This is a genomic window from Kitasatospora sp. NPDC059146, assembly GCF_042786665.1.
GTDB lineage: Bacteria > Actinomycetota > Actinomycetes > Streptomycetales > Streptomycetaceae > Kitasatospora.
Genome location: NZ_JBHZCY010000050.1, coordinates 37,623 through 60,790 on the forward strand (window position 1 = coordinate 37,623; position 23,168 = coordinate 60,790).

20 protein-coding genes and 2 tRNA genes are annotated in these 23,168 nt (G+C 71.2%); 10 read left to right on the plus strand and 12 right to left on the minus strand.

Features of this window, described 5'->3' with window-relative positions; genetic code table 11:
* Window positions 1-164 precede the first annotated feature (164 nt).
* A complete protein-coding gene (locus ACFXPX_RS21855) occupies window positions 165-872 on the plus strand; it encodes a DUF5324 family protein (protein WP_375891855.1) in 708 nt (235 codons plus the stop codon).
* A gap of 59 nt (window positions 873-931) precedes the next feature.
* On the opposite strand, the gene ACFXPX_RS21860 is transcribed toward ACFXPX_RS21855, so the two are convergent.
* From ACFXPX_RS21860 to dnaA, 12 genes are all read right to left on the minus strand, one after another.
* Window positions 932-1,004 (minus strand) — tRNA-Ala (locus ACFXPX_RS21860).
* A gap of 169 nt (window positions 1,005-1,173) precedes the next feature.
* Window positions 1,174-1,302: a DLW-39 family protein gene (locus tag ACFXPX_RS21865; protein WP_014137031.1), complete on the minus strand. Its 129-nt coding sequence runs from the start codon at window positions 1,300-1,302 to the stop codon at window positions 1,174-1,176.
* A gap of 322 nt (window positions 1,303-1,624) precedes the next feature.
* Window positions 1,625-1,701, minus strand: a tRNA-Ile gene (locus tag ACFXPX_RS21870).
* A 16-nt stretch (window positions 1,702-1,717) separates the two neighbouring features.
* Window positions 1,718-3,091, minus strand: coding sequence for a class I SAM-dependent methyltransferase (locus tag ACFXPX_RS21875; RefSeq protein WP_380525509.1), 1,374 nt, complete (start codon window positions 3,089-3,091; stop codon window positions 1,718-1,720).
* 257 nt (window positions 3,092-3,348) lie between these two features.
* The gene (locus ACFXPX_RS21880; protein WP_375891852.1) at window positions 3,349-4,044 is read right to left on the minus strand and encodes a DUF3566 domain-containing protein; all 696 of its coding nucleotides are present in this window, start codon (window positions 4,042-4,044) and stop codon (window positions 3,349-3,351) included.
* Window positions 4,045-4,189: 145 nt separating this feature from the next.
* Window positions 4,190-6,727: a DNA gyrase subunit A gene (gene gyrA / locus ACFXPX_RS21885; protein WP_375891972.1), complete on the minus strand. Its 2,538-nt coding sequence runs from the start codon at window positions 6,725-6,727 to the stop codon at window positions 4,190-4,192.
* 137 nt (window positions 6,728-6,864) lie between these two features.
* Entirely contained in the window at window positions 6,865-8,889 is a 2,025-nt protein-coding gene (gene gyrB / locus ACFXPX_RS21890) for a DNA topoisomerase (ATP-hydrolyzing) subunit B (protein WP_375891851.1), read from the minus strand.
* A gap of 259 nt (window positions 8,890-9,148) precedes the next feature.
* Window positions 9,149-9,688 (minus strand): DUF721 domain-containing protein, encoded by a 540-nt coding sequence (locus ACFXPX_RS21895; RefSeq protein ID WP_375891849.1) that lies wholly within the window; start codon window positions 9,686-9,688, stop codon window positions 9,149-9,151.
* 190 nt (window positions 9,689-9,878) lie between these two features.
* Complete coding sequence (recF, locus tag ACFXPX_RS21900; protein WP_380642850.1) at window positions 9,879-11,012, minus strand: DNA replication/repair protein RecF; 1,134 nt, start codon at window positions 11,010-11,012, stop codon at window positions 9,879-9,881.
* Window positions 11,013-11,087: 75 nt separating this feature from the next.
* Window positions 11,088-11,963 (minus strand): phosphogluconate dehydrogenase (NAD(+)-dependent, decarboxylating), encoded by an 876-nt coding sequence (gene gnd / locus ACFXPX_RS21905; protein ID WP_375891846.1) that lies wholly within the window; start codon window positions 11,961-11,963, stop codon window positions 11,088-11,090.
* Window positions 11,964-12,175: 212 nt separating this feature from the next.
* The gene (dnaN, locus tag ACFXPX_RS21910; protein WP_360242831.1) at window positions 12,176-13,306 is read right to left on the minus strand and encodes a DNA polymerase III subunit beta; all 1,131 of its coding nucleotides are present in this window, start codon (window positions 13,304-13,306) and stop codon (window positions 12,176-12,178) included.
* Between the two features lie 953 nt (window positions 13,307-14,259).
* Window positions 14,260-16,059, minus strand: coding sequence for a chromosomal replication initiator protein DnaA (gene dnaA, locus ACFXPX_RS21915; RefSeq protein WP_375891844.1), 1,800 nt, complete (start codon window positions 16,057-16,059; stop codon window positions 14,260-14,262).
* A 354-nt stretch (window positions 16,060-16,413) separates the two neighbouring features.
* Here dnaA and rpmH point away from each other — a divergent pair, with 354 nt between their 5' ends.
* The 9 genes from rpmH to ACFXPX_RS21960 all read left to right on the plus strand — a co-directional run bounded on the left by rpmH (window position 16,414) and on the right by ACFXPX_RS21960 (window position 23,088).
* Entirely contained in the window at window positions 16,414-16,551 is a 138-nt protein-coding gene (gene rpmH / locus ACFXPX_RS21920; protein ID WP_030059672.1) for a 50S ribosomal protein L34, read from the plus strand.
* Window positions 16,552-16,570: 19 nt separating this feature from the next.
* Window positions 16,571-16,999 (plus strand): ribonuclease P protein component, encoded by a 429-nt coding sequence (gene rnpA, locus ACFXPX_RS21925; protein WP_375891842.1) that lies wholly within the window; start codon window positions 16,571-16,573, stop codon window positions 16,997-16,999.
* Window positions 16,996-17,310 carry a membrane protein insertion efficiency factor YidD gene (gene yidD / locus ACFXPX_RS21930; RefSeq protein WP_380642852.1) on the plus strand — a complete coding sequence of 105 codons (315 nt, stop codon included), beginning with the start codon at window positions 16,996-16,998 and terminating at the stop codon, window positions 17,308-17,310. Before rnpA ends, yidD begins: the two co-directional genes overlap by 4 nt.
* A 3-nt stretch (window positions 17,311-17,313) precedes the next feature.
* The gene (yidC, locus tag ACFXPX_RS21935) at window positions 17,314-18,465 is read left to right on the plus strand and encodes a membrane protein insertase YidC (protein ID WP_380642854.1); all 1,152 of its coding nucleotides are present in this window, start codon (window positions 17,314-17,316) and stop codon (window positions 18,463-18,465) included.
* 65 nt (window positions 18,466-18,530) lie between these two features.
* Complete coding sequence (locus ACFXPX_RS21940) at window positions 18,531-19,061, plus strand: protein jag (RefSeq protein ID WP_375891838.1); 531 nt, start codon at window positions 18,531-18,533, stop codon at window positions 19,059-19,061.
* 160 nt (window positions 19,062-19,221) lie between these two features.
* Complete coding sequence (rsmG, locus tag ACFXPX_RS21945; RefSeq protein WP_375891836.1) at window positions 19,222-20,049, plus strand: 16S rRNA (guanine(527)-N(7))-methyltransferase RsmG; 828 nt, start codon at window positions 19,222-19,224, stop codon at window positions 20,047-20,049.
* Between the two features lie 237 nt (window positions 20,050-20,286).
* Window positions 20,287-21,264: a ParA family protein gene (locus ACFXPX_RS21950; protein ID WP_360242813.1), complete on the plus strand. Its 978-nt coding sequence runs from the start codon at window positions 20,287-20,289 to the stop codon at window positions 21,262-21,264.
* Complete coding sequence (locus tag ACFXPX_RS21955; RefSeq protein WP_380642856.1) at window positions 21,261-22,337, plus strand: ParB/RepB/Spo0J family partition protein; 1,077 nt, start codon at window positions 21,261-21,263, stop codon at window positions 22,335-22,337. The genes ACFXPX_RS21950 and ACFXPX_RS21955 overlap by 4 nt, the downstream gene beginning before the upstream one ends.
* Before the next feature lie 133 nt (window positions 22,338-22,470).
* The gene (locus ACFXPX_RS21960) at window positions 22,471-23,088 is read left to right on the plus strand and encodes a GNAT family N-acetyltransferase (RefSeq protein WP_380525519.1); all 618 of its coding nucleotides are present in this window, start codon (window positions 22,471-22,473) and stop codon (window positions 23,086-23,088) included.
* Window positions 23,089-23,168: the final 80 nt, after the last annotated feature.

Here is a 23,168-nt window from a genome sequence, read left to right on the forward strand (position 1 = left end):
CACCGAAGCCGCCAGCCTACTGCGGCGGTGCCCCGCAGGGCCCCCGAACGGCCCCGCAGGGGCCCGCGTACGGCCCACCCCGGCGTGCCGGTGAACAAATCCGGATGCATGATCAGCATTCAGGTGGATATGTGCATAAAGGACGCCACCAGGAGGAGAGACTCGTGAGCTTTTCGGACTCGGCCCGTGACACCGCCACCAGGACCCGGGACTCCGCCGCACAGTTCGCGGACGGCGCCAAGCAGCGCCTCGGGCCCGCCCTGGACGCCCTCGGCCCCAAGGCCGCCCAGGCCGCCCACACCCTCCGTGTCCAGTACGACCGGCACCTCGCCCCGCAGTTCGGCCAGGCCTTCGCCAACCTGCCGCCCGAGGCCCAGCAGAACACACTGCGGGCCCTCCACCGGGCCCAGGAGGCCGCTCTGGCGGCCCGCCTGTCCGCCGCCCGCGCCGCCGACCAGGCGCGCGGCACGGTCGGCCCCAGGGTCGCCCAGGCCGTCGAGGAGGCCCGGGCCGCGGTCTCCCCGGTCGCCCACGAGGCCCAGTCCCGCGGCGCCGCCGCGCTGACCGCCCTCCAGGGCCACGTCAGCTCGGCCGAGATCAACGAGCTGGCCGCCCGGAACGCGAAGCGGCAGCAGCGGTGCGGCGGCCGGACGACGGCCGGGCTGCTGCTGGCCGGGGTGCTGGCGGTCGGCGGCGGGCTGGTCGCCTGGCAGTGGTGGCGCCGGCACAGCAACCCGGAGTGGCTGGTCGAGCCCCCGGCCCCGCAGTCCCACCGGCCGGCCGGCGCGACCGCCGCCACCTCCCCGGTGAACGGCCTCACCCCCGAGGAGGCGGCCGGAGCCGCCGAGCCCACCGAGGACGACACGCCCTAGGACCCCGGGAACGCCGAACGGCGGCCGACCCGGAAGGGTCGACCGCCGTTCAGGCGCTGTGGAGCATAGGAGACTCGAACTCCTGACATCTGCCTTGCAAAGGCAGCGCTCTACCAACTGAGCTAATGCCCCTCGACGGCACGGCGCGTGCCGACGGGCACTAGCGTACCGGGTTCCGGCGTGTTTCCGAGAGCCGTCCCCCTGGGGGAACCGGCCGGTCCGATCGAGTGAGCGGGCCGACCGGTTCGGGAGGCGCCGGTCAGCGCCTCCGAAGACCGTCGATCGTCAGATCGTCCGGGGCTCAGCGACCGGCCGGAACCGGGTCGGTGGCCTCGGTCCACAGGTCCTGCTCGGCGCGGTCCGCCTGGACCTGACGGTAGACAAAGAAGCCGCCGAGGGCGACCAGGGCGACCAGGAGGAGCTTCTTCACCGCGGGACCTCGTCCTTCTAGCGTTGGCGGACTCAGGAGCCGGTGCTCCGGCCGGACCGACCGGGCCGACGAGTCCAGATGTGTTTCGAGCGCGAACGGGCTGTCGGGTGCCGGACTGCCCTTGCGGCCGATGATACACACCGGTGTCCCAATCGTGACCAGCCACCGGCACCGTCAACCCGGCGGTCCGGTCCGAGGATTGACGCCGCACCTCATGTCGTACGGATCGTCCGCACCCGGTCCGCCCGGGAAGCCCTCGTCAGGGGCGGTCCGCCGGGGAACGTCGAAGGGCCCGGAGTGGATCACTCCGGGCCCTTCGCGGTGGTGGGCCTAACAGGACTTGAACCTGTGGCCTCTTCCTTATCAGGGAAGCGCTCTAACCGTCTGAGCTATAGGCCCTTGCCGCACTGAAAGATTAGCGGACCGACCGCCGATCTCCCAAATCCGTTCCGACCGGGGTCGCGGCAGTGACCTCGGCGGCCGGGCGCACCAGCCATTCCTCACGGGTCGGCGGCAGGCCCGAGCCGCCCTCCTCGGTGCTGCGGACGGCGAGGATCTGGTTCACCCCGATCCGGTTCTGCTCGAAGGCCAGCGCGGAGGCCGCCATGTACAGCCGCCAGACCCGGGCGCGGCCGAGGCCGACCAGCCGGACCGCCTCCGTCCAGTGCGCCTCCAGGTTGGCCACCCACTCGCGCAGGGTCAGCGCGTAGTGCTCGCGCAGCGCCTCGACGTCCCGGACCTCGAAGCCGGCCTCCTCCAGCCGGGCCACGGTGGAACCGACCGGGGAGAGCTCGCCGTCCGGAAAGACGTAGCGGTCGATGAAGGGGCTGGTGCGGTGCGGTTCGCCGGGGTGGTCGGGGCGCCGGGCGATCTGGTGGTTGAGCAGCCGGCCGCCGGGCGCCAGCAGCCGGAACAGGCCGTCGGCGTACACCCGGTACTGCTCCGCGCCGACGTGCTCGGCCATCCCGACGCTGGAGATCGCGTCGAAGGGGCCGTCGGTGATCTCCCGGTAGTCCTGGAGCCGGACCTCCACCCGGTCGGCCAGGCCGGCCTCCTCGACCCGGGCGCGGGCCAGCGCGACCTGCTCGGTGGAGATCGAGACGCCGACCGCGGTGACCCCGTAGTGCTCGGCCGCGTGCAGCAGCAGCGAGCCCCAGCCGCAGCCGACGTCCAGCAGCCGCATCCCGGGCCGCAGGCCGAGCTTGCGGCAGATCAGGTCGAGCTTGGCCTCCTGGGCGGCCTCCAGGCTCTTCGCCTCGGGCGTCCAGTAGGCGCACGAGTAGACCATCGAGGAGCCCAGCACGAGGCCGTAGAAGTCGTTCCCGACGTCGTAGTGGTGGCTGATGGCGGCGCGGTCCCGGCCGCGGCTGTGCAGCCGCCCCTGGGCCCGGCGGACCTCCTCCGGGGGCGGGGTGGGCTCCGGGCCGACCGCCCCGGCCCGGAGGGCCGCGGCGACCGCCCGGCGGCCCGCGGCGCCGAGGACGTCGCGCGGCCCGAGGGCCATGGTGCGGATCTCGGGGAGTTCGGCGAAGCGGGCGACCTCGGAGAGCGTCTCGTAGAGGTCGGTGCCGGGGGCGAGGTCGAGGTCCCCCGAGACGTAGGCCCGGGCCAGGCCCAGCTCGCCCGGCTGCCACATCAGCCGGCGTAGCGCCCTGCGGTTGCGCAGCACCAGGGTGGGTGCTCCGGGCGGCCCGGCGACACTGCCGTCCCAGGCCTGCACCCGCAAGGGGATCGGGATGCCCAACAGCCCGTCCAGGGCCTCGACCAGTTGATCTGCGAGCTTCGCCACCGCGCGCCTCCGTCCAGCCTTCCTGCGGAAACCCTCCTGACCCGGTCGACCGACCGGGGCGGCCTGCGGCACTCCCACGGGTGGGAACGGGCGGCGTCCAGCTAATCCCACCGCGGCCGGCCCGTTTCCGGGCGGCACGCCGCGGGAGCCGGCTGTCACCCGAAATGCCGACGGGCCCCGCAGGCTGCAACAGCCTGCGGGGCCCGTACATTCCGTCCGCGGACGGTGAATTGACCAGGGGTCAGGATCCGGCCGGATCAGTCCTCTTCGGCCAGGGTGAGCTCGACGCCGCCGGTGAATCCGGCCGCCGCGTTGTAGATGAAGGCCGACAGCGTGGAGAGCGCGGTCAGCAGCACCACGTCGACCACCGCGATCAGCGTGGTGAACATCATGACCTTGCCGAAGCCGATGTAGTCCATCAGGTTCAGCTGGCTGCTGGCGTTGTCCGCGCCGCCGCCGGTGACGTCCTTGAGGGTCTTGGTCAGCGAGTCGAAGACACCGAGCGAGTCCAGGGTCATCCACAGCACGGCCGAGGCCACGATGATGATGATGCCGACGGCCAGCGACAGCAGGAAGCTGACCTTCATCACGGACCACGGGTCGACCTTGGTCACCCGCAGCCGGGCCTTGCGGGTCCGGCCGAGGCCGCCCCCGACGGTCGCCGGGGCGGCGGCGGGGCGACGCGCCGCACCGGGCACCGGGGTGCCTCCGGGCGGGGTGTTGCCGCCGGTCCGGGTGCCCCGGGCCGGGGTCGGCTGCCCCTTGGTGTACGTCGTCGGCTGCGAGAAGCCGCTCTGTCCGGCCTGGCCCGCTCCGCCGACCGGCGGCATCAGCGAGGTGGACGCGGCCGAGTGCTCGGTCGGCGGCTGCCCCGGAACGCCGTACGACCCCCCGCCCTGCGCGCCCGGACGGCCGCCGGCGGGTCCTCCCGCAGCACCCGTGGCTCCACTCACCTGGTCCTCCCGCACTTCCCACCAGGGCGGCGCCCTGATCCGTCACTCGTCATCCAGCGCCCGGCGGGATTGCCCGGAACTGGTCGGCGTCCGGTGACGCCGCGTCCACTCTTCTGGACGCGGCGGCACCGGTCTGCGGTTCGGTTCAGACCTCGGCGTCGCCGCCGACCGCCGTCCCCGCACCTTCGGTCGTCTCGGTGGACTCGGTGCCGGCGACCTCGTCCTCCGCCGTCTCCTCGTCCTCGGCCTCCGCGTTGCGGGCCATGCCCACCACCGCGTCGCGCTTTCCGAGGTTGATCAGTTGGACGCCCATGGTGTCACGTCCGGTTTCACGAACCTCGGAAACCCTCGTGCGGATCACGCCGCCCGAGAGGGTGATCGCCATGATCTCGTCGGTGTCGTCGACCACCAGTGCGCCGACCAGCGAGCCCCGGCCCTCGACGATCTTCGCCGCCTTGGTGCCGTAGCCGCCGCGTCCCTGGACACGGTACTCGTCCACACCGGTCCGCTTGGCGTAGCCGCCGTCCGTGGCGGTGAAGACGTACGTCCCCGGGCGGACGACGTTCATCGAGAGCAGCTCGTCGTCCTCGCGGAAGGCCATGCCCTTGACGCCGGAGGTGGCGCGGCCGGTGGGCCGCAGGGCGTCGTCGGTCGCGGTGAAGCGGATCGACTGGGCCTTCTTGGAGACCAGCAGCAGGTCGTCCTCGGAGGAGACCAGCTCGGCGCCGATCAGCTCGTCGTCCCGGCCCTCGTCGTCCTGGCGCAGGTTGATCGCGATCAGGCCGCCGGAGCGCGGGGAGTCGTAGTCCTTGAGCGGGGACTTCTTCACCAGGCCGGCCCGGGTGGCCAGGACCAGGTACGGCTTGTCCTCGTAGGTGCGGACGGCCATCACCTGGGCGATGTGCTCCCCCGGCTGGAAGGCCAGCAGGTTGGCCACGTGCTGGCCGCGGGCGTCGCGGCCGGCGTCCGGCAGCTCGTAGCCCTTGGCGCGGTAGACCCGGCCCTTGTTGGTGAAGAACAGGATCCAGTTGTGGGTCGTCGTCACGAAGAAGTGGTCGACGATGTCGTCCTGCTTGAGCTGGGCACCGCGCACGCCCTTGCCGCCGCGCTTCTGCGAGCGGTAGAGGTCGGAGCGGGTCCGCTTGACGTAGCCGCCACGGGTGATCGTGACGACGATGTCCTCCTCGGCGATGAGGTCCTCGATGGAGAGGTCGCCGTCCGAGGGGATCAGGGTCGAGCGGCGCTCGTCGCCGTACTTCTCGACGATCGCGCCGAGCTCCTCGGAGATGATCTCGCGCTGGCGGGTCGGCGAGGCCAGGATGGCGTTGTACTCGTCGATCTTGCGCTGCAGCTCGTCGTGCTCGTCCATGATCCGCTGGCGCTCCAGGGCGGCCAGCCGGCGCAGCTGCATCTCCAGGATCGCGTTGGCCTGGAGCTCGTCGATGTCCAGCAGGCCCATCAGGCCGGTGCGGGCGGCGTCGGCGCTGGCCGAGGCCCGGATCAGCGCGATGACCTCGTCGATCAGGTCGAGGGCCTTGAGCAGCGCGCGCAGGATGTGGGCGCGCTCCTCGGCCTTGCGCAGGCGGAACCTGGTGCGCCGGACGATGACCTCGACCTGGTGGTTGACCCAGTGCCGGATGAAGGCGTCGAGCGACAGCGTGCGCGGCACGCCGTCGACCAGGGCCAGCATGTTGGCGCCGAAGTTGGTCTGCAGCTCGGTGTGCTTGTACAGGTTGTTCAGCACGACCTTGGCGACCGCGTCGCGCTTGAGCACGACCACCAGGCGCTGGCCGGTGCGGGACGAGGACTCGTCCCGGACGTCGGCGATGCCGGCGATCTTGCCGTCCTTGACCAGGTCGGCGATCTTGAGGGCGAGGTTGTCCGGGTTGACCTGGAACGGCAGCTCGGTGATCACCAGGCACTGGCGGCCCTGGATCTCCTCGACCTCGACCACGGCGCGCATGGTGACCGAGCCGCGGCCGGTGCGGTAGTAGTCGTCGATCCCGCGGCGGCCGACGATCAGCGCGCCGGTCGGGAAGTCGGGGCCCTTGATCCGCTCGATCAGGGCCTCCAGCAGCTCCTCGGAGGAGGCCTCGGGGTTCTCCAGGTACCAGAGCGCGCCGGAGGCGACCTCGCGGAGGTTGTGCGGCGGGATGTTGGTGGCCATGCCGACCGCGATGCCGGTGGAGCCGTTGACCAGCAGGTTGGGGATGCGCGCGGGCAGGACGGTCGGCTCCTGGGAGCGGCCGTCGTAGTTGGCCGCGAAGTCGACGGTCTCCTCGTCGATGTCGCGCATCATCTCCATGGCCAGCGGCATCATCTTGCACTCGGTGTAGCGCATGGCCGCGGCCGGGTCGTTGCCCGGGGAGCCGAAGTTGCCGTTGCCGTCCACCAGCGGCATCCGCATCGACCACGGCTGGGCCAGGCGGACCACGGTGTCGTAGATCGAGGTGTCACCGTGCGGGTGGTAGTTGCCCATCACGTCGCCGACGACGCGGGCGCACTTGTAGTAGCCCTTCTCGGGCCGGTACCCGCCGTCGTACATCGCGTAGAGCACGCGGCGGTGCACCGGCTTGAGGCCGTCGCGGACCTCGGGGAGCGCCCGGCTGACGATCACGCTCATCGCGTAGTCGAGGTACGAGCGCTGCATCTCGGTCTCGAGCTCGACCGGCTCGATCCGCATGGTCACCTGGGTGGCGGCCTCGGCTGCGGGGGTCTCGGGAGTCTCGGGCTGGTCGCCTTCGGGACGGTTGTCGTCGACCACTGGTGGTCAGTTTCCTTTCACGCGGACTGGTACGTGCGGGGCCTGGTTCGCAGGCGTCACACGTCCAGGAAGCGGACGTCCTTGGCGTTGCGCTGGATGAAGGAGCGGCGCGCCTCGACGTCCTCGCCCATCAGCACGGAGAACAGCTCGTCGGCACGGGCGGCGTCCTCCAGGGTGACCTGGAGCAGCAGGCGGTGCTCGGCGTCCATGGTGGTGACCCGGAGCTCCTCGGCGTTCATCTCGCCGAGACCCTTGAAGCGCTGGATCGCGTCGTCCTTGGGCAGTCGGCGGCCGGCCTCGACGCCCGCCGCGATCACGGCGTCGCGCTCGCGGTCGGAGTAGGCGTACTCGAAGTCGTCCTTGCCCCACTTGATCTTGTACAGCGGGGGCATGGCGAGGTAGACGTACCCGGACTCGACCAGCGGCCGCATGAAGCGGAACAGCAGGGTGAGCAGCAGGGTGCGGATGTGCTGTCCGTCGACGTCGGCGTCGGCCATCAGGACGATCTTGTGGTACCGCAGCTTGGACTCGTCGTAGTCCTCCTGGATGCCGCAGCCGAAGGCCGAGATCAGTGCCTGGACCTCGGTGTTCTGCAGCACCTTGTCGATCCGGGCCTTCTCGACGTTCAGGATCTTGCCGCGGATCGGCAGGATGGCCTGGGTGCGCGGGTCGCGGCCCTGCTTGGCCGAGCCGCCGGCGGAGTCACCCTCGACGATGAAGATCTCGCACTCGGAGGGGTCCTTGGACTGGCAGTCCGAGAGCTTGCCCGGCAGCGAGGCGGACTCCAGCAGGCCCTTGCGGCGGGTCAGGTCGCGGGCCTTGCGGGCGGCGACGCGCGCGGTGGCGGCCTGGATGGACTTGCGGATGATGTCCGAAGCCTCGGTGGGGTTGCGGTCCAGCCAGTCGTTGAGCTGCTCGTGGACGACCTTCTGGACGAAGGTCTTCGCCTCGGTGTTGCCGAGCTTGTCCTTGGTCTGGCCCTCGAACTGCGGCTCGCCGAGCTTGACCGAGATGATCGCGGTCAGGCCCTCGCGGATGTCCTCGCCGGAGAGGTTGTCGTCCTTCTCGCGGAGCAGCTTCTTGTCCCGCGCGTAGCGGTTGACCAGGCCGGTCAGCGCGGCGCGGAAGCCCTCCTCGTGGGTGCCGCCGCCGTGGGTGTGGATGGTGTTGGCGAAGCTGTAGACCCCCTCGGTGTAGGAGGAGTTCCACTGCATCGCGATCTCCACCGAGATCGCCTTGTCCTTGTCCTCCGCCTCGAAGTCGATCACCGAGGGGTGGATGACCTCGCCCTTGCGGGAGTTGAGGTGGGCGACGAAGTCGGCGATGCCGCCGTCGTACTTGTACGTGACGGAGAGCGGCTTGCCCTCCTCGTCCACGTGCTCGGGGCGCTCGTCGGTCAGCGAGATCGACAGGCCCTTGTTGAGGAAGGCCATCTCCTGGAAGCGCCGCGACAGCGTCTCGAAGGAGTAGACGGTGGTCTCGAAGATGTCCGGGTCGGCCCAGAAGGTCACCGTGGTGCCGGTGCGGTCGGTCTCGGCACCCTTGACCAGGGGGGCGGTCGGCGCGCCCATCTTGTAGTCCTGGGTCCAGATGTGGCCGTCCTTGTGGATCTCCACCGAGAGCCGGGTGGACAGCGCGTTCACCACCGAGACGCCGACGCCGTGCAGACCGCCGGAGACGGCGTAGCCGCCGCCGCCGAACTTGCCGCCCGCGTGCAGGACGGTGAGCACGACCTCGACGGCCGGCTTGTCCTGGCCGGGGACGATGTCCACCGGGATGCCTCGGCCGTTGTCGACGCAGCGGATGGCGCCGTCGGGCATGATCGTGACGTCGATGGTGTCGGCGTACCCCGCCATCGCCTCGTCGACGGAGTTGTCCACGACCTCCTGCACCAGGTGGTGCAGGCCACGCTCACCGGTGGAACCGATGTACATGCCGGGGCGCTTGCGGACGGCGTCGAGGCCTTCCAGCACCTGGATGTTGCTACCGGTGTAGGAAGCCTGGTCGTTCTGGTCTGGGGTCTGGCTGGGGTTGCCGGAATCGGCCACGAAGCGCCCTCTCTGGCACAGCGCGGGCCGCATTCCAGCCCCGTGCGGGCGGGCGTGCGACCACGGCGTTTCGACTCGGTTGCCACTAGCAACAGTGTTTGGCTCTCAGTCTACCGGTACGACTGACATAGATGGGCGTTTGGCAGCCCTTGAAGGCAGATATGCCGCCCTGAATCCCCTCTGGACGTGTCCCGATACTCGACCGGGGGGCCGGAGGCGCCTGGAAGGGCCGTCAGGGGTTCCGGAAGATCGTGGTCCGATCCCGGCCGGGGGCGATCCCCGCCGGCCGGGCTCAGCCCCAGGTGTCGCCCGGGCCCTTGCTCCCCGGCGCGCGCAGCCGGCCGTAGCCGCGGGCCGGCGCGGCCGGGCCGAGCACCTTGATGGTGCGGACCGTGCCGTGGCCCAGTTCGTGGTTCAGACGGGCCACCAACTGGCGTGCCAGCCAGCGCAGTTGGGTCGCCCACGCGGTGGAGTCGCACTGCACGGTGAGCACCGCGGCGGCCTCGTCGTAGGAAGAGGGGTGGCAGTGCGCGGCGATGTCCGGGCCGACGATCTGCGGCCAACGGCCCATCACCCCGCCGACCGCGGCGGAGGACTCCCAGCCGCGCTCGGTCAGCAGCCGGTTCAGTGCCGCCCCCAGCGGCACCGGGTCGCGGCCGTCCGAGCGGGCGCCGCTGCGCAGCCCGTGCCGCTTCGCCTCGCGCTTCTGCTGGACCTGCTCACCGCGCTGGCGGGCCTGGGCCCGGGCCGCCCTCAGCGCGGAGCGGGCGAGGTCGGCACCGGTGGGCCCGGCGGCGCCGGGGCCGGGGGAGGTCTCCGCCGAATCGCTCACGGCGATCTCCTTTCCCCAGCCTGTGGACAACCCGATGAGCCGTCCAGCCTACGGGAGCGCACGCACGCCGGACGTCGGCACCCACCGCGGTGCGGGTGCCGACGGCAAAGCTTCGGTACGGGGCAGGTCAGGCCGCGACGGATCCGGTCGGACCGGGTCGTTACGGCTCGGGTCGTTACGGCTCGGGGGCTCAGGCGTCGATCCGGCGCACGGCGCCGTCGGAGACCGCGAAACGGGCGCCGGCCAGCGCCTTCGGCACGTCCTCGGCCACCGCCGCGGTCACCAGCACCTGCTCGCCGTCGGCCACCAGCTCGGCCAGCCGGTCCCGGCGGGCGGCGTCCAGCTCGGCGAACACGTCGTCCAGGACCAGCACCGGCTCGCCGCCGTCGGCGCGCAGCAGCTCGTACGAGGCCAGCCGGAGCGCCAGCGCGAACGACCAGGACTCGCCGTGGCTGGCGTAGCCCTTGGCCGGCAGCGGGCCCAGCTTGAGCACCAGCTCGTCCCGGTGCGGGCCGACCAGGGTGATCCCCCGCTCGACCTCCTGCTTGCGGACCGCCTGCAACGCCGCCAGCAGCTGCTCCTCGGCCTGCTCCCGACTGCTCGGCAGCTCGCCCTCGAAGGAGCTGCGGTACTCCAGGACGGTCTCCCCGCCACCCGGGGCCACCCGGCCGTACGCCCCCGTCACCAGTGGTTGCAGGGCGGCCACCAACTGGATCCGGAAGGCCGTCAGCTCGGCCCCGGCGCGGGCCAGGTGGCCGTCCCAGACCTCCAGGGTGGACAGGTCGGCGCCCTTGCCGCCGCCGGCCCGGCGGGCCATCGCGGCGGTCTTCAACAGGGCGTTGCGCTGCTTGAGCACCCGCTCGTAGTCCTGCCGGACCCCGGCCAGCCGGGGCGCCCGGGCGGTCAGCAGCTCGTCCAGGAAGCGCCGGCGCTCACCCGGATCGCCCTTGACCAGGCTGAGGTCCTCGGGGGCGAACAGCACGGTGCGCAACAGGCCCAGCACGTCGCGCGGGCGGACGTTGTCGGAGCGGTTGATCCGGGCCCGGTTGGCCTTGCCCGCCGTGAGCTCCAGCTCGATCAGGGTGGAGCGGCCGCGGTCCACCACCGAGGTGCGGACGACCGCCCGCTCGGCGCCCAGCCGGATCAGCGGGGCGTCCGTGGCCACCCGGTGGCTGCCCAGGGTGGCGACGTAGCCGATCGCCTCGACCAGGTTGGTCTTGCCCTGGCCGTTGGGCCCGACGAAGGCCGTCACGCCCGGGTCGAGGGGAACCTCGACCCGGGCGTACGACCGGAAGTCGGCGAGCGACAGGTGCGCGACGTGCATGGCTGTGGACTGCGCCCGCCTTCTGTGTGTGGGGCTACCCGGGGAACGGCCCCCGGGGCCCCGACCGGTTCTCGGTTACTTGGACTCGACCGCGTGGCCGCCGAACTGGTTGCGCAGCGCGGCGATCATCTTCATCTGCGGCGAGTCGTCCTGGCGCGAGGCGAAGCGGGCGAACAGCGAGGCGGTGATCGCCGGCAGCGGAACGGCGTGGTCGATCGCGGCCTCGACGGTCCAGCGGCCCTCGCCGGAGTCGGCGGCCCAGCCGCGCAGCTTGTCCAGGTGCTCGTCGCTGTCCAGGGCGCGGACGGCCAGGTCCAGCAGCCAGGAGCGGATGACCGTGCCCTCCTGCCAGCTGCGGAAGACCTCGCGCACGTCGGTGACCTCGGGGGCGGCCTCCAGCAGCTCCCAGCCCTCGGCGAAGGCCTGCATCATCGCGTACTCGATGCCGTTGTGGACCATCTTGGCGAAGTGGCCGGCGCCGACCGCGCCCGCGTGCACCGAGCCGAAGTCGCCCTCGGGCTTGAGCGCGTCGAAGACCGGCTGGACCAGGGCGACGTGCTCGGCGTCGCCGCCGTACATCAGCGCGTAGCCGTTCTCCAGGCCCCAGACGCCACCGGAGACGCCGCAGTCGACGAAGCCGATGCCCTTGGCCGCCAGCGCCTCGGCGTGCTTGATGTCGTCGGTCCAGCGGGAGTTGCCGCCGTCCACCACGACGTCGCCGGGGGAGAGCAGCTCGGCGAGCTCGTCGACGGTCGCCTGGGTCGCGGCACCGGCCGGGACCATCACCCAGACCACGCGCGGGCCCTGGAGCTTGGAGACGAGCTCCTGCAGGGTCTCGACGTCGGAGATCTCCGGGTTGCGGTCGTATCCGATGACGGTGTGGCCGGCGCGGCGGATCCGCTCGCGCATGTTGCCGCCCATCTTGCCGAGACCGATGAGGCCGAGCTCCATGACCAAATCCTTACTGTGGGGACGTGCCTGGCGGCGGCGCCGTTGCCGCATCCCCGAGCCTACGCTTCCGGGGCATCCGGACTCCGCGCGGTCGGGCCGACCGGGTCGACGGGGTCGGGACGTCCACAGGCTGTGCACAACGGGTGTGCACAGCCTGTGGGTGACCGGACCGGCCGGGGTCGGCCGGAGCCGTCCTCAGCCGGAAGCGGTCGTCAGCCGGAGAGGCGGACCGGCATGATCAGGTACTGGTAGGCCTTGTCCTCCTCGGCGTCCACCGAGACCTTGCCGCTGAGCAGGGCCGGCTTGGTCGGGGTGGTGAAGCTCAGCTGGGCGAACGGGGAGTCGATGGCCTTGAGGCCCTCCTCCAGGTAGCCCGGGTTGAAGGCGATCGAGATGTCGTCGCCCTCCAGGTCGGCCTCGATCCGCTCGGTGGCCTGGGCGTCGTCGCCCGAGCCGGCCTCCAGGGTCAGCACGCCCTGCTCGAAGTTGAGCCGGACCGGGGTGTTGCGCTCGGCGACCAGGGAGACGCGCTTGAGCGCCTCCAGGAAGGGCTGGGTCTGGATCGCGGCGACCGCGCTGAACTCGGTCGGGAAGAGGCTGCGGAACTTGGGGAACTCGCCCTCCAGCAGCCGGGTGGTGGTGCGGCGGCCGGCGCCCTCGAAGCCGATCAGGCCCTCGCCCGCGCCGCCCGAGGAGAGCGCGATGGAGACCGTGTCACCGCTACCCAGGGACTTGGCGATGTCCTGGAGGGTCTTGGCGGGGACCAGGGCGACCGCGGAGATGTCCGACTGCTCGGGCTTCCACAGCAGGTCGCGGACGGCGAAGCGGTAGCGGTCGGTGGCGGCCAGGGTGATCCGGTCGCCCTCGATCTCGACCCGGACGCCGGTGAGCACCGGCAGGGTGTCGTCCCGGCCGGCCGCGACGGCGGCCTGGCTGACCGCGGAGGCGAAGACGTCCCCGGAGACGGTGCCGGTGGCGGTCGGCATCTGGGGCAGCGCCGGGTACTCGTCCACCGGGAGGGTGGGGAGGGTGAAGCGGGAGCTGCCGCAGACCACGCTGACCCGCTGGCCGTCGGTGGAGATCTCCACAGGCCTGTTGGGAAGGTTGCGCGAGATGTCGTTGAGCAGGCGACCGGAGACCAGGACGGTGCCGGCCTCCTCGACGTCCGCCTCGAGCTCGACCCGGGCCGAGACCTCGTAGTCGAAGCCGGACAACGCCAGGCTGCCCTCCTGCGCGGTCAGCAGCAGGCCGGCCAGCACCGGCACCGGCGGCCGTGCCGGGAGGCTGCGGGCAGCCCAGGCCACCGCCTCCGCGAGGACGTCACGCTCCACCCGGAACTTCACCGGTAACCGCCTCCTGGATCGAGCGCTCCCGCTCGCACTCTGGTTCGTCTGATCTTGATCGTCGGTCCGCCTGTCCGCCGAGCTCTACCACTCCGCTTCCAGTCGCAGAGGACAGTCTGACGTACTCCGCCGACAGACGGGGCAGACGGGCGGAAGCGAGGCCGAACAGATGTCGGGGCGCGGTTGTCCACAGATTTCGGGACCACCCACTTTGAAAGCAGGTTCACGGTCTAACTGTGTAGCGGTAGTAGTAGGGCCTGTGGAAACCGTGGATAACCCTGTTTCCGCAGGTCAGCGCCCGGATTTTGTCCACAGCGGGTGTGGACGGCGGCTGTGGACGGGCAGGCCGCGCTGTGGACAGCCGAGCGTTACCCACAGGGCACGCAGGGTATCCACAGGTTATCCCCAGGACTGTCCCCAGATCCGGGCCCGGTTATCCACGGGCCCCGGTCAACTTTACGTGACGCCTTTCACACCAGGGTATGAACAGCTGCCCAAGGTTGTCGAACTGTGGACCCCGTTGTGGACAACCTGGGGATAACCGCCCGCTCCCTGGGGACAACCGGTGGATAACCCGGACGGCCCGCTGGTGGCCCGTCAATTGTCCACACCCTGTGGACAACGGTTGTGCACAAGTCCACAGGCACCTGACCTGCGCGGAAGAGCGTAGCGGCGCCGGGCCTGTGGACGAATTCTGGATAACTCCGGGCTCCCGGGCCTGTGGACCGCGCGGAAGGGGTCCGGCCTGTGGACAACTGCCCTGCGCGCCCCCGGTTTTCGAATCACCGGTCAGTTGTTCGGCGCGGGCTGTGGACCGGCGGGACGTCCGTCGTGCGGATACCTGCCCGGCGGCGGCCCGGTACACACCTGTGGAAACGGCGGAAGGGCGCCAGGATCGCTCCTGACGCCCTTCCGGGGTACTCCGGTGTCCGCCCCCAACTCGCGGGGGACGGCTAGCTCTTGATGCGGTTGGTCAGTTCGGTGACCTGGTTGTAGATGGAGCGCCGCTCGGCCATCAGCGAGCGGATCTTCCGGTCCGCGTGCATCACCGTGGTGTGGTCGCGGCCGCCGAACTGGGCGCCGATCTTCGGCAGCGAGAGATCGGTGAGCTCCCGGCAGAGGTACATGGCGATCTGCCGGGCCGTCACCAGCACCCGGCTGCGCGAGGAGCCGCAGAGGTCGTCCACACCGAGGCCGAAGTAGGCGGCGGTCTGCTGCATGATGACCTGCGCGGTGATCTCCGGGCCGGCGTCCTCGTCCCCGCCGGGGATCAGGTCCTTGAGGACGATCCCCGCCAACTCCAGGTCCACCGGTGCCCGGTTGAGGTTGGCGAAGGCGGTCACCCGGATCAGCGCGCCCTCCAACTCCCGGATGTTGCGGGTGATCCGGGACGCGATGAACTCCAACACGTCGGCAGGGGCGTTGAGTTGTTCCTGGATCGCCTTCTTGCGCAGGATCGCGATCCTGGTCTCCAGCTCCGGCGGGGTGACGTCGGTGATCAGGCCCCACTCGAAGCGGTTGCGCAGCCGGTCCTCCAGCGTGGTCAGCAGTTTGGGCGGCCGGTCCGAGGACAGCACGATCTGCTTGTTCGCGTTGTGGAGGGTGTTGAAGGTGTGGAAGAACTCCTCCTGGGTGGACTCCTTGCTCGCCAGGAACTGGATGTCGTCCACCAGCAGGATGTCCATGTCCCGGTAGCGGCGGCGGAAGGTGTCCGCCTTGCCGTCCCGGATCGAGTTGATGAACTCGTTGGTGAACTCCTCCGAGGACACGTAGCGCACCCGGGTGCCCGGGAAGAGGCTGCGCGAGTAGTGCCCGATGGCGTGCAGCAGGTGGGTCTTGCCCAGCCCGGACTCGCCGTAGATGAAGAGCGGGTTGTACGCCTTGGCCGGGGCCTCGGCGACGGCCACCGCCGCGGCGTGCGCGAAGCGGTTGCTGGCGCCGATGACGAAGGTGTCGAACAGGTACTTGGGGTTCAGCCGGGCGGCCGGCTCGTCCTTGCGGGAGCCGCCGGCCGGGGGAGCGCCGGGCGGGGCGGGCACCCCGGGGACGGCGGGGCGCTCGGTCGGCGGCTCCGCGCCCGACTTCTCGGCCGGGCGTCCGCCGGAGGGCCGGGAGCCGTGTCCGCGGCGCCCGGCGCCGGTGCGGGGCTGCTCGCCGGGGCCGGGGCCGTACGCGCCGCCGAAGAGGTCGCCCTGGGTCGTGGAGGGCGGACCGGGGAGGTGCCGCGGCGCGGGGCGGGCCGAGGGCTCCTCGGGCTCGTGGTACGGCGCCTGCGGCTCCTGGTAGCCGGGCCACGGCTGGGCGGGCTGGCCGCCGCCGTAGGGCGCGGGGCGCTGCTCGTAGCCGCCGGTGTCGTAGCGGGGGCGCTCGTAGTCCTGCTCGTACGGCTGCTGGTAGTTCTGGTCGCCGTAGCCGGAGTCCTCCTCGGCCGGGCCCGGGTAGGGCTCGACGGGGGCCTGGGCTGCCGGTGCGGGGGTGGTGGGCACCGCGTTGGCGTCGACCATCACGGCGATCCGGACGGGTCGGCTGAGCTCGCGGCTGAGCGCGTCGGTCAGCTGGGGCAGCAGCCGGCCCTCCAGCACCTGCTTGGCCCGCTCGTTCGGGGTCGCCAGCAGGGCGGTGTCGTGCATCATCCACATGGGCTGGGTGCGCTGCACCCACTGTTTGTCCATCTCCCCGACATCGGGGTCGCTGACCAGCCGCTCGACGACCCTCGCCCAGACCGGGACGAGGTCGCTGTTGACATCAGCCACTGGTGCACGCTTTCCAAGAACAAAACCAGACAAGTCCTGCAACGGTAGTCAGCGAACAGGGACGGATCAAGTCGTTGTCCACAGCCTGTGGGTAAACGGCCTCCGGACGGCTGGTTTGACCCTCGTGCCCCGTCCCGCGTACCGTAACCAGGTCGAGTTGTCGATGGCCGCTGCCGCATGTCCGCGGGTCCACCCGCTCCATAAGGCGCGCAGCACGGGCGCCGTGGATTGCCTCAGACCCCAGCCGAACTGGGGCGATGGGCCGGATTTCCGAATTCCAGGGAGATCACGCGGACGCACGGTGACGGCCAAGCGACTCCCCGTCATCCTACGATTCACCTCAGGAGCCCCCGAGTGAGCAAGCGCACCTTCCAGCCGAACAACCGTCGTCGCGCGAAGACCCACGGCTTCCGGCTGCGTATGCGTACCCGCGCCGGCCGCGCCATCCTGGCTGCCCGCCGTGGCAAGGGCCGCGCCAGCCTGTCCGCCTGATCCGCACCCAGAGTCTGTTGTGCTGCCCTCCGAGAATCGGCTGCGGCGGCGCCAGGACTTCGCGACCGCGGTGAAACGCGGTCGCCGGGCCGGTCGGCCCCTTCTGGTCGTCCATCTCAGCAGAGAAGGCGACCCGCAGGGGCAGACCGACCGGACCAGCGACATCCGCCCGCACGTCGCCGAGGGGACTCCTTCGGCGCGTGCGGGTTTCGTCGTGAGCAAGGCCGTTGGCCCGGCGGTCGTCCGCAACCTGGTGAAGCGCCGGTTGCGCCATCTCGTTCGTGATCGTCTGTCCAGGCTGCCCGCCGGTAGCCTGATAGTGGTGCGTGCGCTGCCCCAGGCCGCGACCGCCTCGTACCAGGAGCTGGAACGCGACCTGGACGCGGCGCTCAAGCGGTTGCTGAGGGTCGAGCCCGCCGCCACGGCGCCGACGGGAGCAGGGCGATGAAGTACCTGCTGATGGGACTGATCAGGGTCTACCAGTGGACGATCAGCCCACTGCTCGGTCCGGTCTGCCGCTACTACCCCTCGTGCTCGCACTACGGCTTCGAAGCCGTGAAGATGCACGGGGCGGTCAAGGGCGGCGGACTGACCGTGTGGCGCATCCTCCGTTGCAATCCCTGGTCACCTGGCGGGGTGGACCACGTACCGCCCCGCAAGCACCCGGTGTGGCACCGCCGGCTGCGTGATCTGCTGAGCCCCAAGAGCGGGACCGCCGAGCCGGAGCCGGTGGCGAAGCCCGATGCCCAAGGAGTCTGACCGGTGACCTTCGGTTTTCTGAGTCCCCTCTACACAGCGGTGTCCTGGATCATCGTCCAGTTCCACTCGCTGTACAGCAACGTCTTCGACCCGGACGGTGGCTGGGCCTGGGGTCTGGCCATCGCCTCGATGGTGGTCGTCATCCGGATCTGCCTGATCCCGCTCTTCGTGAAGCAGATCAAGGCGACCCGGGCCATGCAGGCGATCCAGCCGAAGATGAAGGCCATCCAGGAGCGCTACAAGAACGACCGGCAGCGCCAGTCCGAAGAGATGATGAAGCTGTACAAGGATGCGGGTACCAACCCGTTCTCCAGCTGCCTTCCCATCATCGTTCAGGCCCCGTTCTTCACCGCCCTCTACGGCGTGCTGTCCAACGTCGCCAAGGGCCACGACATCGGCGTCATCCACGGCTCCCTGCTGGTGAGCGCCGGCAAGGCGCACATCTTCGGTGCCCCGCTGTCCGCGACCTTCCTCGGCAGCCCGGAGACCAGCGTCAAGATCGTCACCGCGGTGATGATCGTGATGATGTCGCTGTCGCAGTTCGTCACCCAGCGCCAGCTGATGACCAAGAACGTCGACCTCACGGTCAAGACGCCGTTCATGCAGCAGCAGAAGATGCTGATGTACGTCTTCCCGGTCATGTTCGCCGTGATGGGCATCAACTTCCCGGTCGGTGTCCTGGTCTACTGGCTGACCACCAACGTCTGGTCGATGGGCCAGCAGCTGGTCGTCATCCACAACAACCCGACCCCGGGCAGCCATGCCTTCTCGGAGCGCCAGGCGCGGCTGAAGAAGGCCGGCCGACTGCGCTCGGACGGTACGGAGATCAAGGGCGCGCTCTGGGGCATGCTGCCCCCCTCCAAGGCGGCCATCGCCGAGGCGGCCTCCGCCGCCGCCGTGGTCGAGGAGTCGGTCCGGGCGAGCCGCCAGCAGCCCCGGCGCCAGAGCAAGGCCCAGCGCCAGCAGGGCGCCGGCCAGGCGGTCGAGTCGAGCGAGGACACCCAGGTCGAGCAGCCCGCCGAGGACGCCGTCCCGGCGGACTCCGCCGCCAAGACGACGGCTGCCAAGCAGACCGCGGCCAAGCCCGGCGGCACCAAGCAGGGCACCCGGCAGCAGCCCAAGCGCGGCGGCCAGCGGCCGAAGAAGAAGTCCTGACCGACTTCTGCGAAGAGCTTCGTTCCCCGCCCGCCAGCCGGGCCCATCTCCGAAGGAGTCCATCAGTGACGGAAGGCACCACCTCCGCCGTCGAGGCCGAGGACGTCGCCAGCACCGACGAGAGCGTCATCACCCGCCTGGAGCAGGAGGGCGACATCGCGGCGGACTACCTGGAGGGTCTGCTCGACATCGCGGACCTCGACGGTGACATCGACATGGACGTCGAGGGTGACCGTGCCCTGGTGTCCATCGTCAGCGACGGCAACGACCGCGCGCTGCAGCGCCTGGTCGGCCAGGACGGCGAGGTGCTGGAGGCCCTGCAGGAGCTGACCCGGTTGGCCGTCCACCGGGAGACCGGCGAGCGCAGCCGTCTCATGCTGGACATCGCCGGCTTCCGCGCCCGCAAGCGCGAGGAGCTGGCCGCCCTCGGTGCCGAGGCCGCGGAGCAGGCGAAGAGCAGCGGCGAGCAGGTCAAGCTGCGGCCGATGACGCCGTTCGAGCGCAAGGTCGTCCACGACGCGGTCGCGGCCGCCGGTCTGCGCAGCGAGTCGGAGGGCGAGGAGCCCCAGCGGTGCGTGGTCGTGCTGCCGGCCTGAGGCCGTCGGAACGATGACCGGTCACCGCGGTGACCGGTGAGTCTTGCCGAACGCGACCCCGTCCGCCTCGTGCGGGCGGGGTCGTTGTTTCCTTCTGGGATGTTTCACGTGAAACAGTGCGTTGAGCGGGTCGGTGGATCCGGAGATCGGAGAGGTCGAGATGGACACGGAGAACGCGGCCACCGGCCGTCCGGGGGCGGACGTGAACCCTGACGCGGAGGAGCGGGCCGAGCTGCCCGAGCTGGACGTGTTGGCCGAGGCGCCGGCCGCCGCCCGGGAGGTCTTCGGCGACCGCTTCGACGCCGCCGTCCGCTACACCGAGCTGCTGGCCACGGCCGGCGTCCGGCGCGGGCTGATCGGGCCCCGCGAGGTGCCCCGGCTGTGGGACCGGCACGTCCTCAACTGCGCGGTGCTGGCCGAGCTGCTGCCCGCCGGCTCCACCCTGTGCGACGTCGGCTCCGGCGCCGGTCTGCCGGGCATCCCGGTGGCGCTGGCCCGGCCGGACGTCTCGGTGACCCTGCTGGAGCCGCTGCTGCGCCGGACCACCTTCCTGGAGGAGGTCGTCCGGGAGCTGGGGCTGGAGAACGTCACGGTGCTGCGCGGCCGCGCCGAGGAGATGATCGGCAAGCTCGCGGTGGACGTGGTGACCGCCCGGGCCGTGGCGCCGCTGGACCGGCTGGCCGGCTGGGGCATGCCGCTGCTGCGTCCGCACGGGCAGATGCTGGCGCTCAAGGGGGACAGCGCCGAGCAGGAGCTGGCCGACTCGCGCGCCGGGCTGGCCAAGCTGGGCGCCGTCGAGTGGACCGTCATCTCGGTCGGCGAGGGCACCCTGGAGACCTCCACCCGGGTGGTCCAGGTCAAGGCGGGGGAGAGCCCCGGTGGCGTGAAGGCCGCGACCAAGCGGGCCAAGGCGGCCCGGGCCGGTCGTAACGCCGGCGCCAAGACCGGTGACCGCGCCCGGGGCGGGCGCCGTCGCGGCACCCGCTGAGGTCCTCGGTTCGCCACGACGGGCGGACGGCTCCCCTCGCGAGGGGGAACCGTCCGCCCGTCGTCGTTCAGGTGACGGGTGGGCCTCCGGCGGGACACCGGAGTGTCGCAACGTCAGATTTCCGGCATAGCGGGCATGGTGTTTCACGTGAAACGTCGCTCTCTGCTCTCCGGAATCCTCAGCCGCGGCCGGGCTGCGACTGTTGCCGCTCCGGTTTCACGTGAAACACTGAGCCCCATGCAGGACTCGGAGACCATCGACCAGATCGATGACACGCCCATCGCACGGGCTGCCCAGGCTGCGGTTCAGGCGATCGGCCGGGCGGGGGAGGGGCTACCGCGGCCCGCCGCCACCCGGGTGATCGTGGTCGCCAACCAGAAGGGCGGGGTGGGCAAGACCACCACCACCGTGAACATGGCCGCCTCGCTGGCCATGCACGGACTGCGCGTCCTGGTGGTCGACCTGGACCCCCAGGGCAACGCCTCCACCGCCCTCGGCATCGACCACCACGCCGAGGTGCCGTCCATCTACGACGTCCTGGTCGAGGGCAAGCCGCTGGCCGACGTGGTCCAGCCGGTGGTGGACGTCGAGGGGCTCTTCTGCGTCCCCGCCACCATCGACCTGGCCGGCGCCGAGATCGAGCTGGTCTCGCTGGTCGCCCGGGAGAGCCGGCTGCAGCGCGCCATCGCCGCCTACGAGCAGCCGCTGGACTACATCCTGATCGACTGTCCGCCCTCGCTGGGCCTGCTGACGGTCAACGCCCTGGTGGCCGGTCAGGAGGTGCTGATCCCGATCCAGTGCGAGTACTACGCGCTGGAGGGCCTCGGCCAGCTGCTGCGCAACGTCGAGCTGGTGCGCGCGCACCTCAACCCCACGCTGCACGTCTCGACCATCCTGCTCACCATGTACGACGCCCGGACCAGGTTGGCCGCCCAGGTGGCCGAGGAGGTCCGGACCCACTTCCAGGCCGAGGTGCTGAGCACGGCGATCCCGCGTTCGGTCCGCATCTCGGAGGCGCCCAGCTACGGGCAGACGGTGCTGACCTACGACCCGGGTTCCACCGGGGCGCTCTCGTACCTGGAGGCCGCCCGCGAGCTCGCGCTGCGCGCGGTGGGCCAGGGCGGCGGTTCGTCGGTCGGTCAGCAGCGGGACGGCAGCGGTACGGGGCACGGCGCCCCGATGGCACAGCACGGTACGACGGAGGGTCATCAGTGAGTGGTCGCAGGGGTCTGGGACGAGGGCTCGGGGCGCTGATCGGCCCCGCAGCGCCGACCGACGGCGGGGCGGCGCAGCCCGCTGCCGCCACGTCCGCGCCGACCTCGGTGGTGGCGACCGGCACGACGTCACCGGCCTCGGTGCCGGTGCTGCCGGGCGGCCGCGCCACGGTGGCGGCCCGCGCGGCCGTCGGGCGCCAGGCGGAGCAGTCGACGCCGGCGCCGGTGCCCGGTGCCTCCTTCGCCGAGCTGCCGCTGGACGCGATCACCCCCAACCCGCGCCAGCCGCGCGAGGTGTTCGACGAGGACAAGCTGGTCGAGCTGGTGACCTCCATCAAGGAGGTCGGCCTGCTGCAGCCGATCGTGGTGCGCCAGGTCGCCGCCGAGCGCTACGAGCTGATCATGGGCGAGCGCCGCTGGCGGGCCTCCCGGGAGGCGGGGCTGGAGCGGATCCCGGCGATCGTCCGGGCCACCGAGGACGACAAGCTGCTGCTGGACGCCCTCCTGGAGAACCTGCACCGGGCCGAGCTGAACCCGCTGGAGGAGGCGGCCGCCTACGACCAGCTGATGCGGGACTTCTCCTGCACCCACGAGGAGCTGGCCGACCGGATCGGCCGCTCGCGTCCGCACGTCTCCAACACCCTGCGGCTGCTGCGGCTCCCGGCGGCCGTCCAGCGCCGGCTGGCGGCCGGCACGCTGACGGCCGGGCACGCCCGGGCGCTGCTGCCGCTGACGGATCCCGAGGCGCAGGAGAAGCTGGCCGCGCGGATCATCGCCGAGGGCCTCACGGTGCGCAACGTCGAGGAACTCGTCGTCCTGATGCGCTCGGAGGAGCCGAAGGGGGAGAAGCGCCAGGCCCCGAAGGCGGGCAGGATCATCTCTCCGGCGTTCAACGACCTGGCGAGCCGGCTGTCGGACCGCTTCGACACCCGGGTCAAGGTCGAGGTGTCGCAGCGCGGCGGGAAGCTGGGCAAGGGCAAGGTGGTGCTGGAGTTCGGATCGGTCGAGGACCTGAACCGGATCCTGGACAGCATGGCCCCGGGCGAGGACGGTCTGCGGCTGTCGCAGGGCTGAGCCGGTCGGCCGGCCCGGGGGCGACGACCCGATGGGTGCATGTGCCACGTGAGCGCTGTTTCACGTGAAACATGCACCCATCGGCATTCGTGGGGGCATGCTCGACCGTGAGAGGGAGGAGGAGGTGCGGGCCATGGGACGCCGGATCGTTCCGCTGACGCTGGACAACCTCGCGGACCTGCCGACGGGCTGCCGTTCCTGCGTGTTCTGGGAGCTGGACCCGGTCAGCGCGAAGGAGGCGGTGGAGTCCGGGAAGCCGGAGCTGGAGAAGGAGGGGTGGATCTCCGCGGTGCTGCTGGAGTGGGGGTCCTGCGGTCGGATCGTCTACGTGGACGACCAGCCGGCCGGCTTCGTGCTCTACGCGCCGCCCGCCTACGTCCCCCGCTCGCAGTCCTTCCCGACCAGCCCGGTCGCGCCGGACGCCGTTCAGCTGATGGTCAGCCGGGTGCTGCCGGGCTACCAGCACCAGGGGCTGGGCCGGGTGCTGGTGCAGACCGTCGCCAAGGACCTGCTGGGGCGCGGGGTGCGGGCGATCGAGGCCTTCGGAGCGGCGGGCCGGGTGCCCACCAGCTGCGTGCTGCCGGCCGACCACCTGCTCGCGGTCGGCTTCAAGACCGTACGACCGCACCCGCGCTACCCGAGGCTGCGGCTGGAGGCGCGCACCACGCTCTCCTGGCGCGGTGACGTGGAGGGGGCGTTGGAGCGGCTGCTCGGCGGCGCGCGGAAGGAGCCGGCCCTGCGGCCGTTCTGAGCGGGTACGACGGCGGCGGGGGCCCCCCCGGAGGGGGCCGCCCCCCCGCGCCCCCGGGGGGGGGCCGCGGGCGCCGGGCG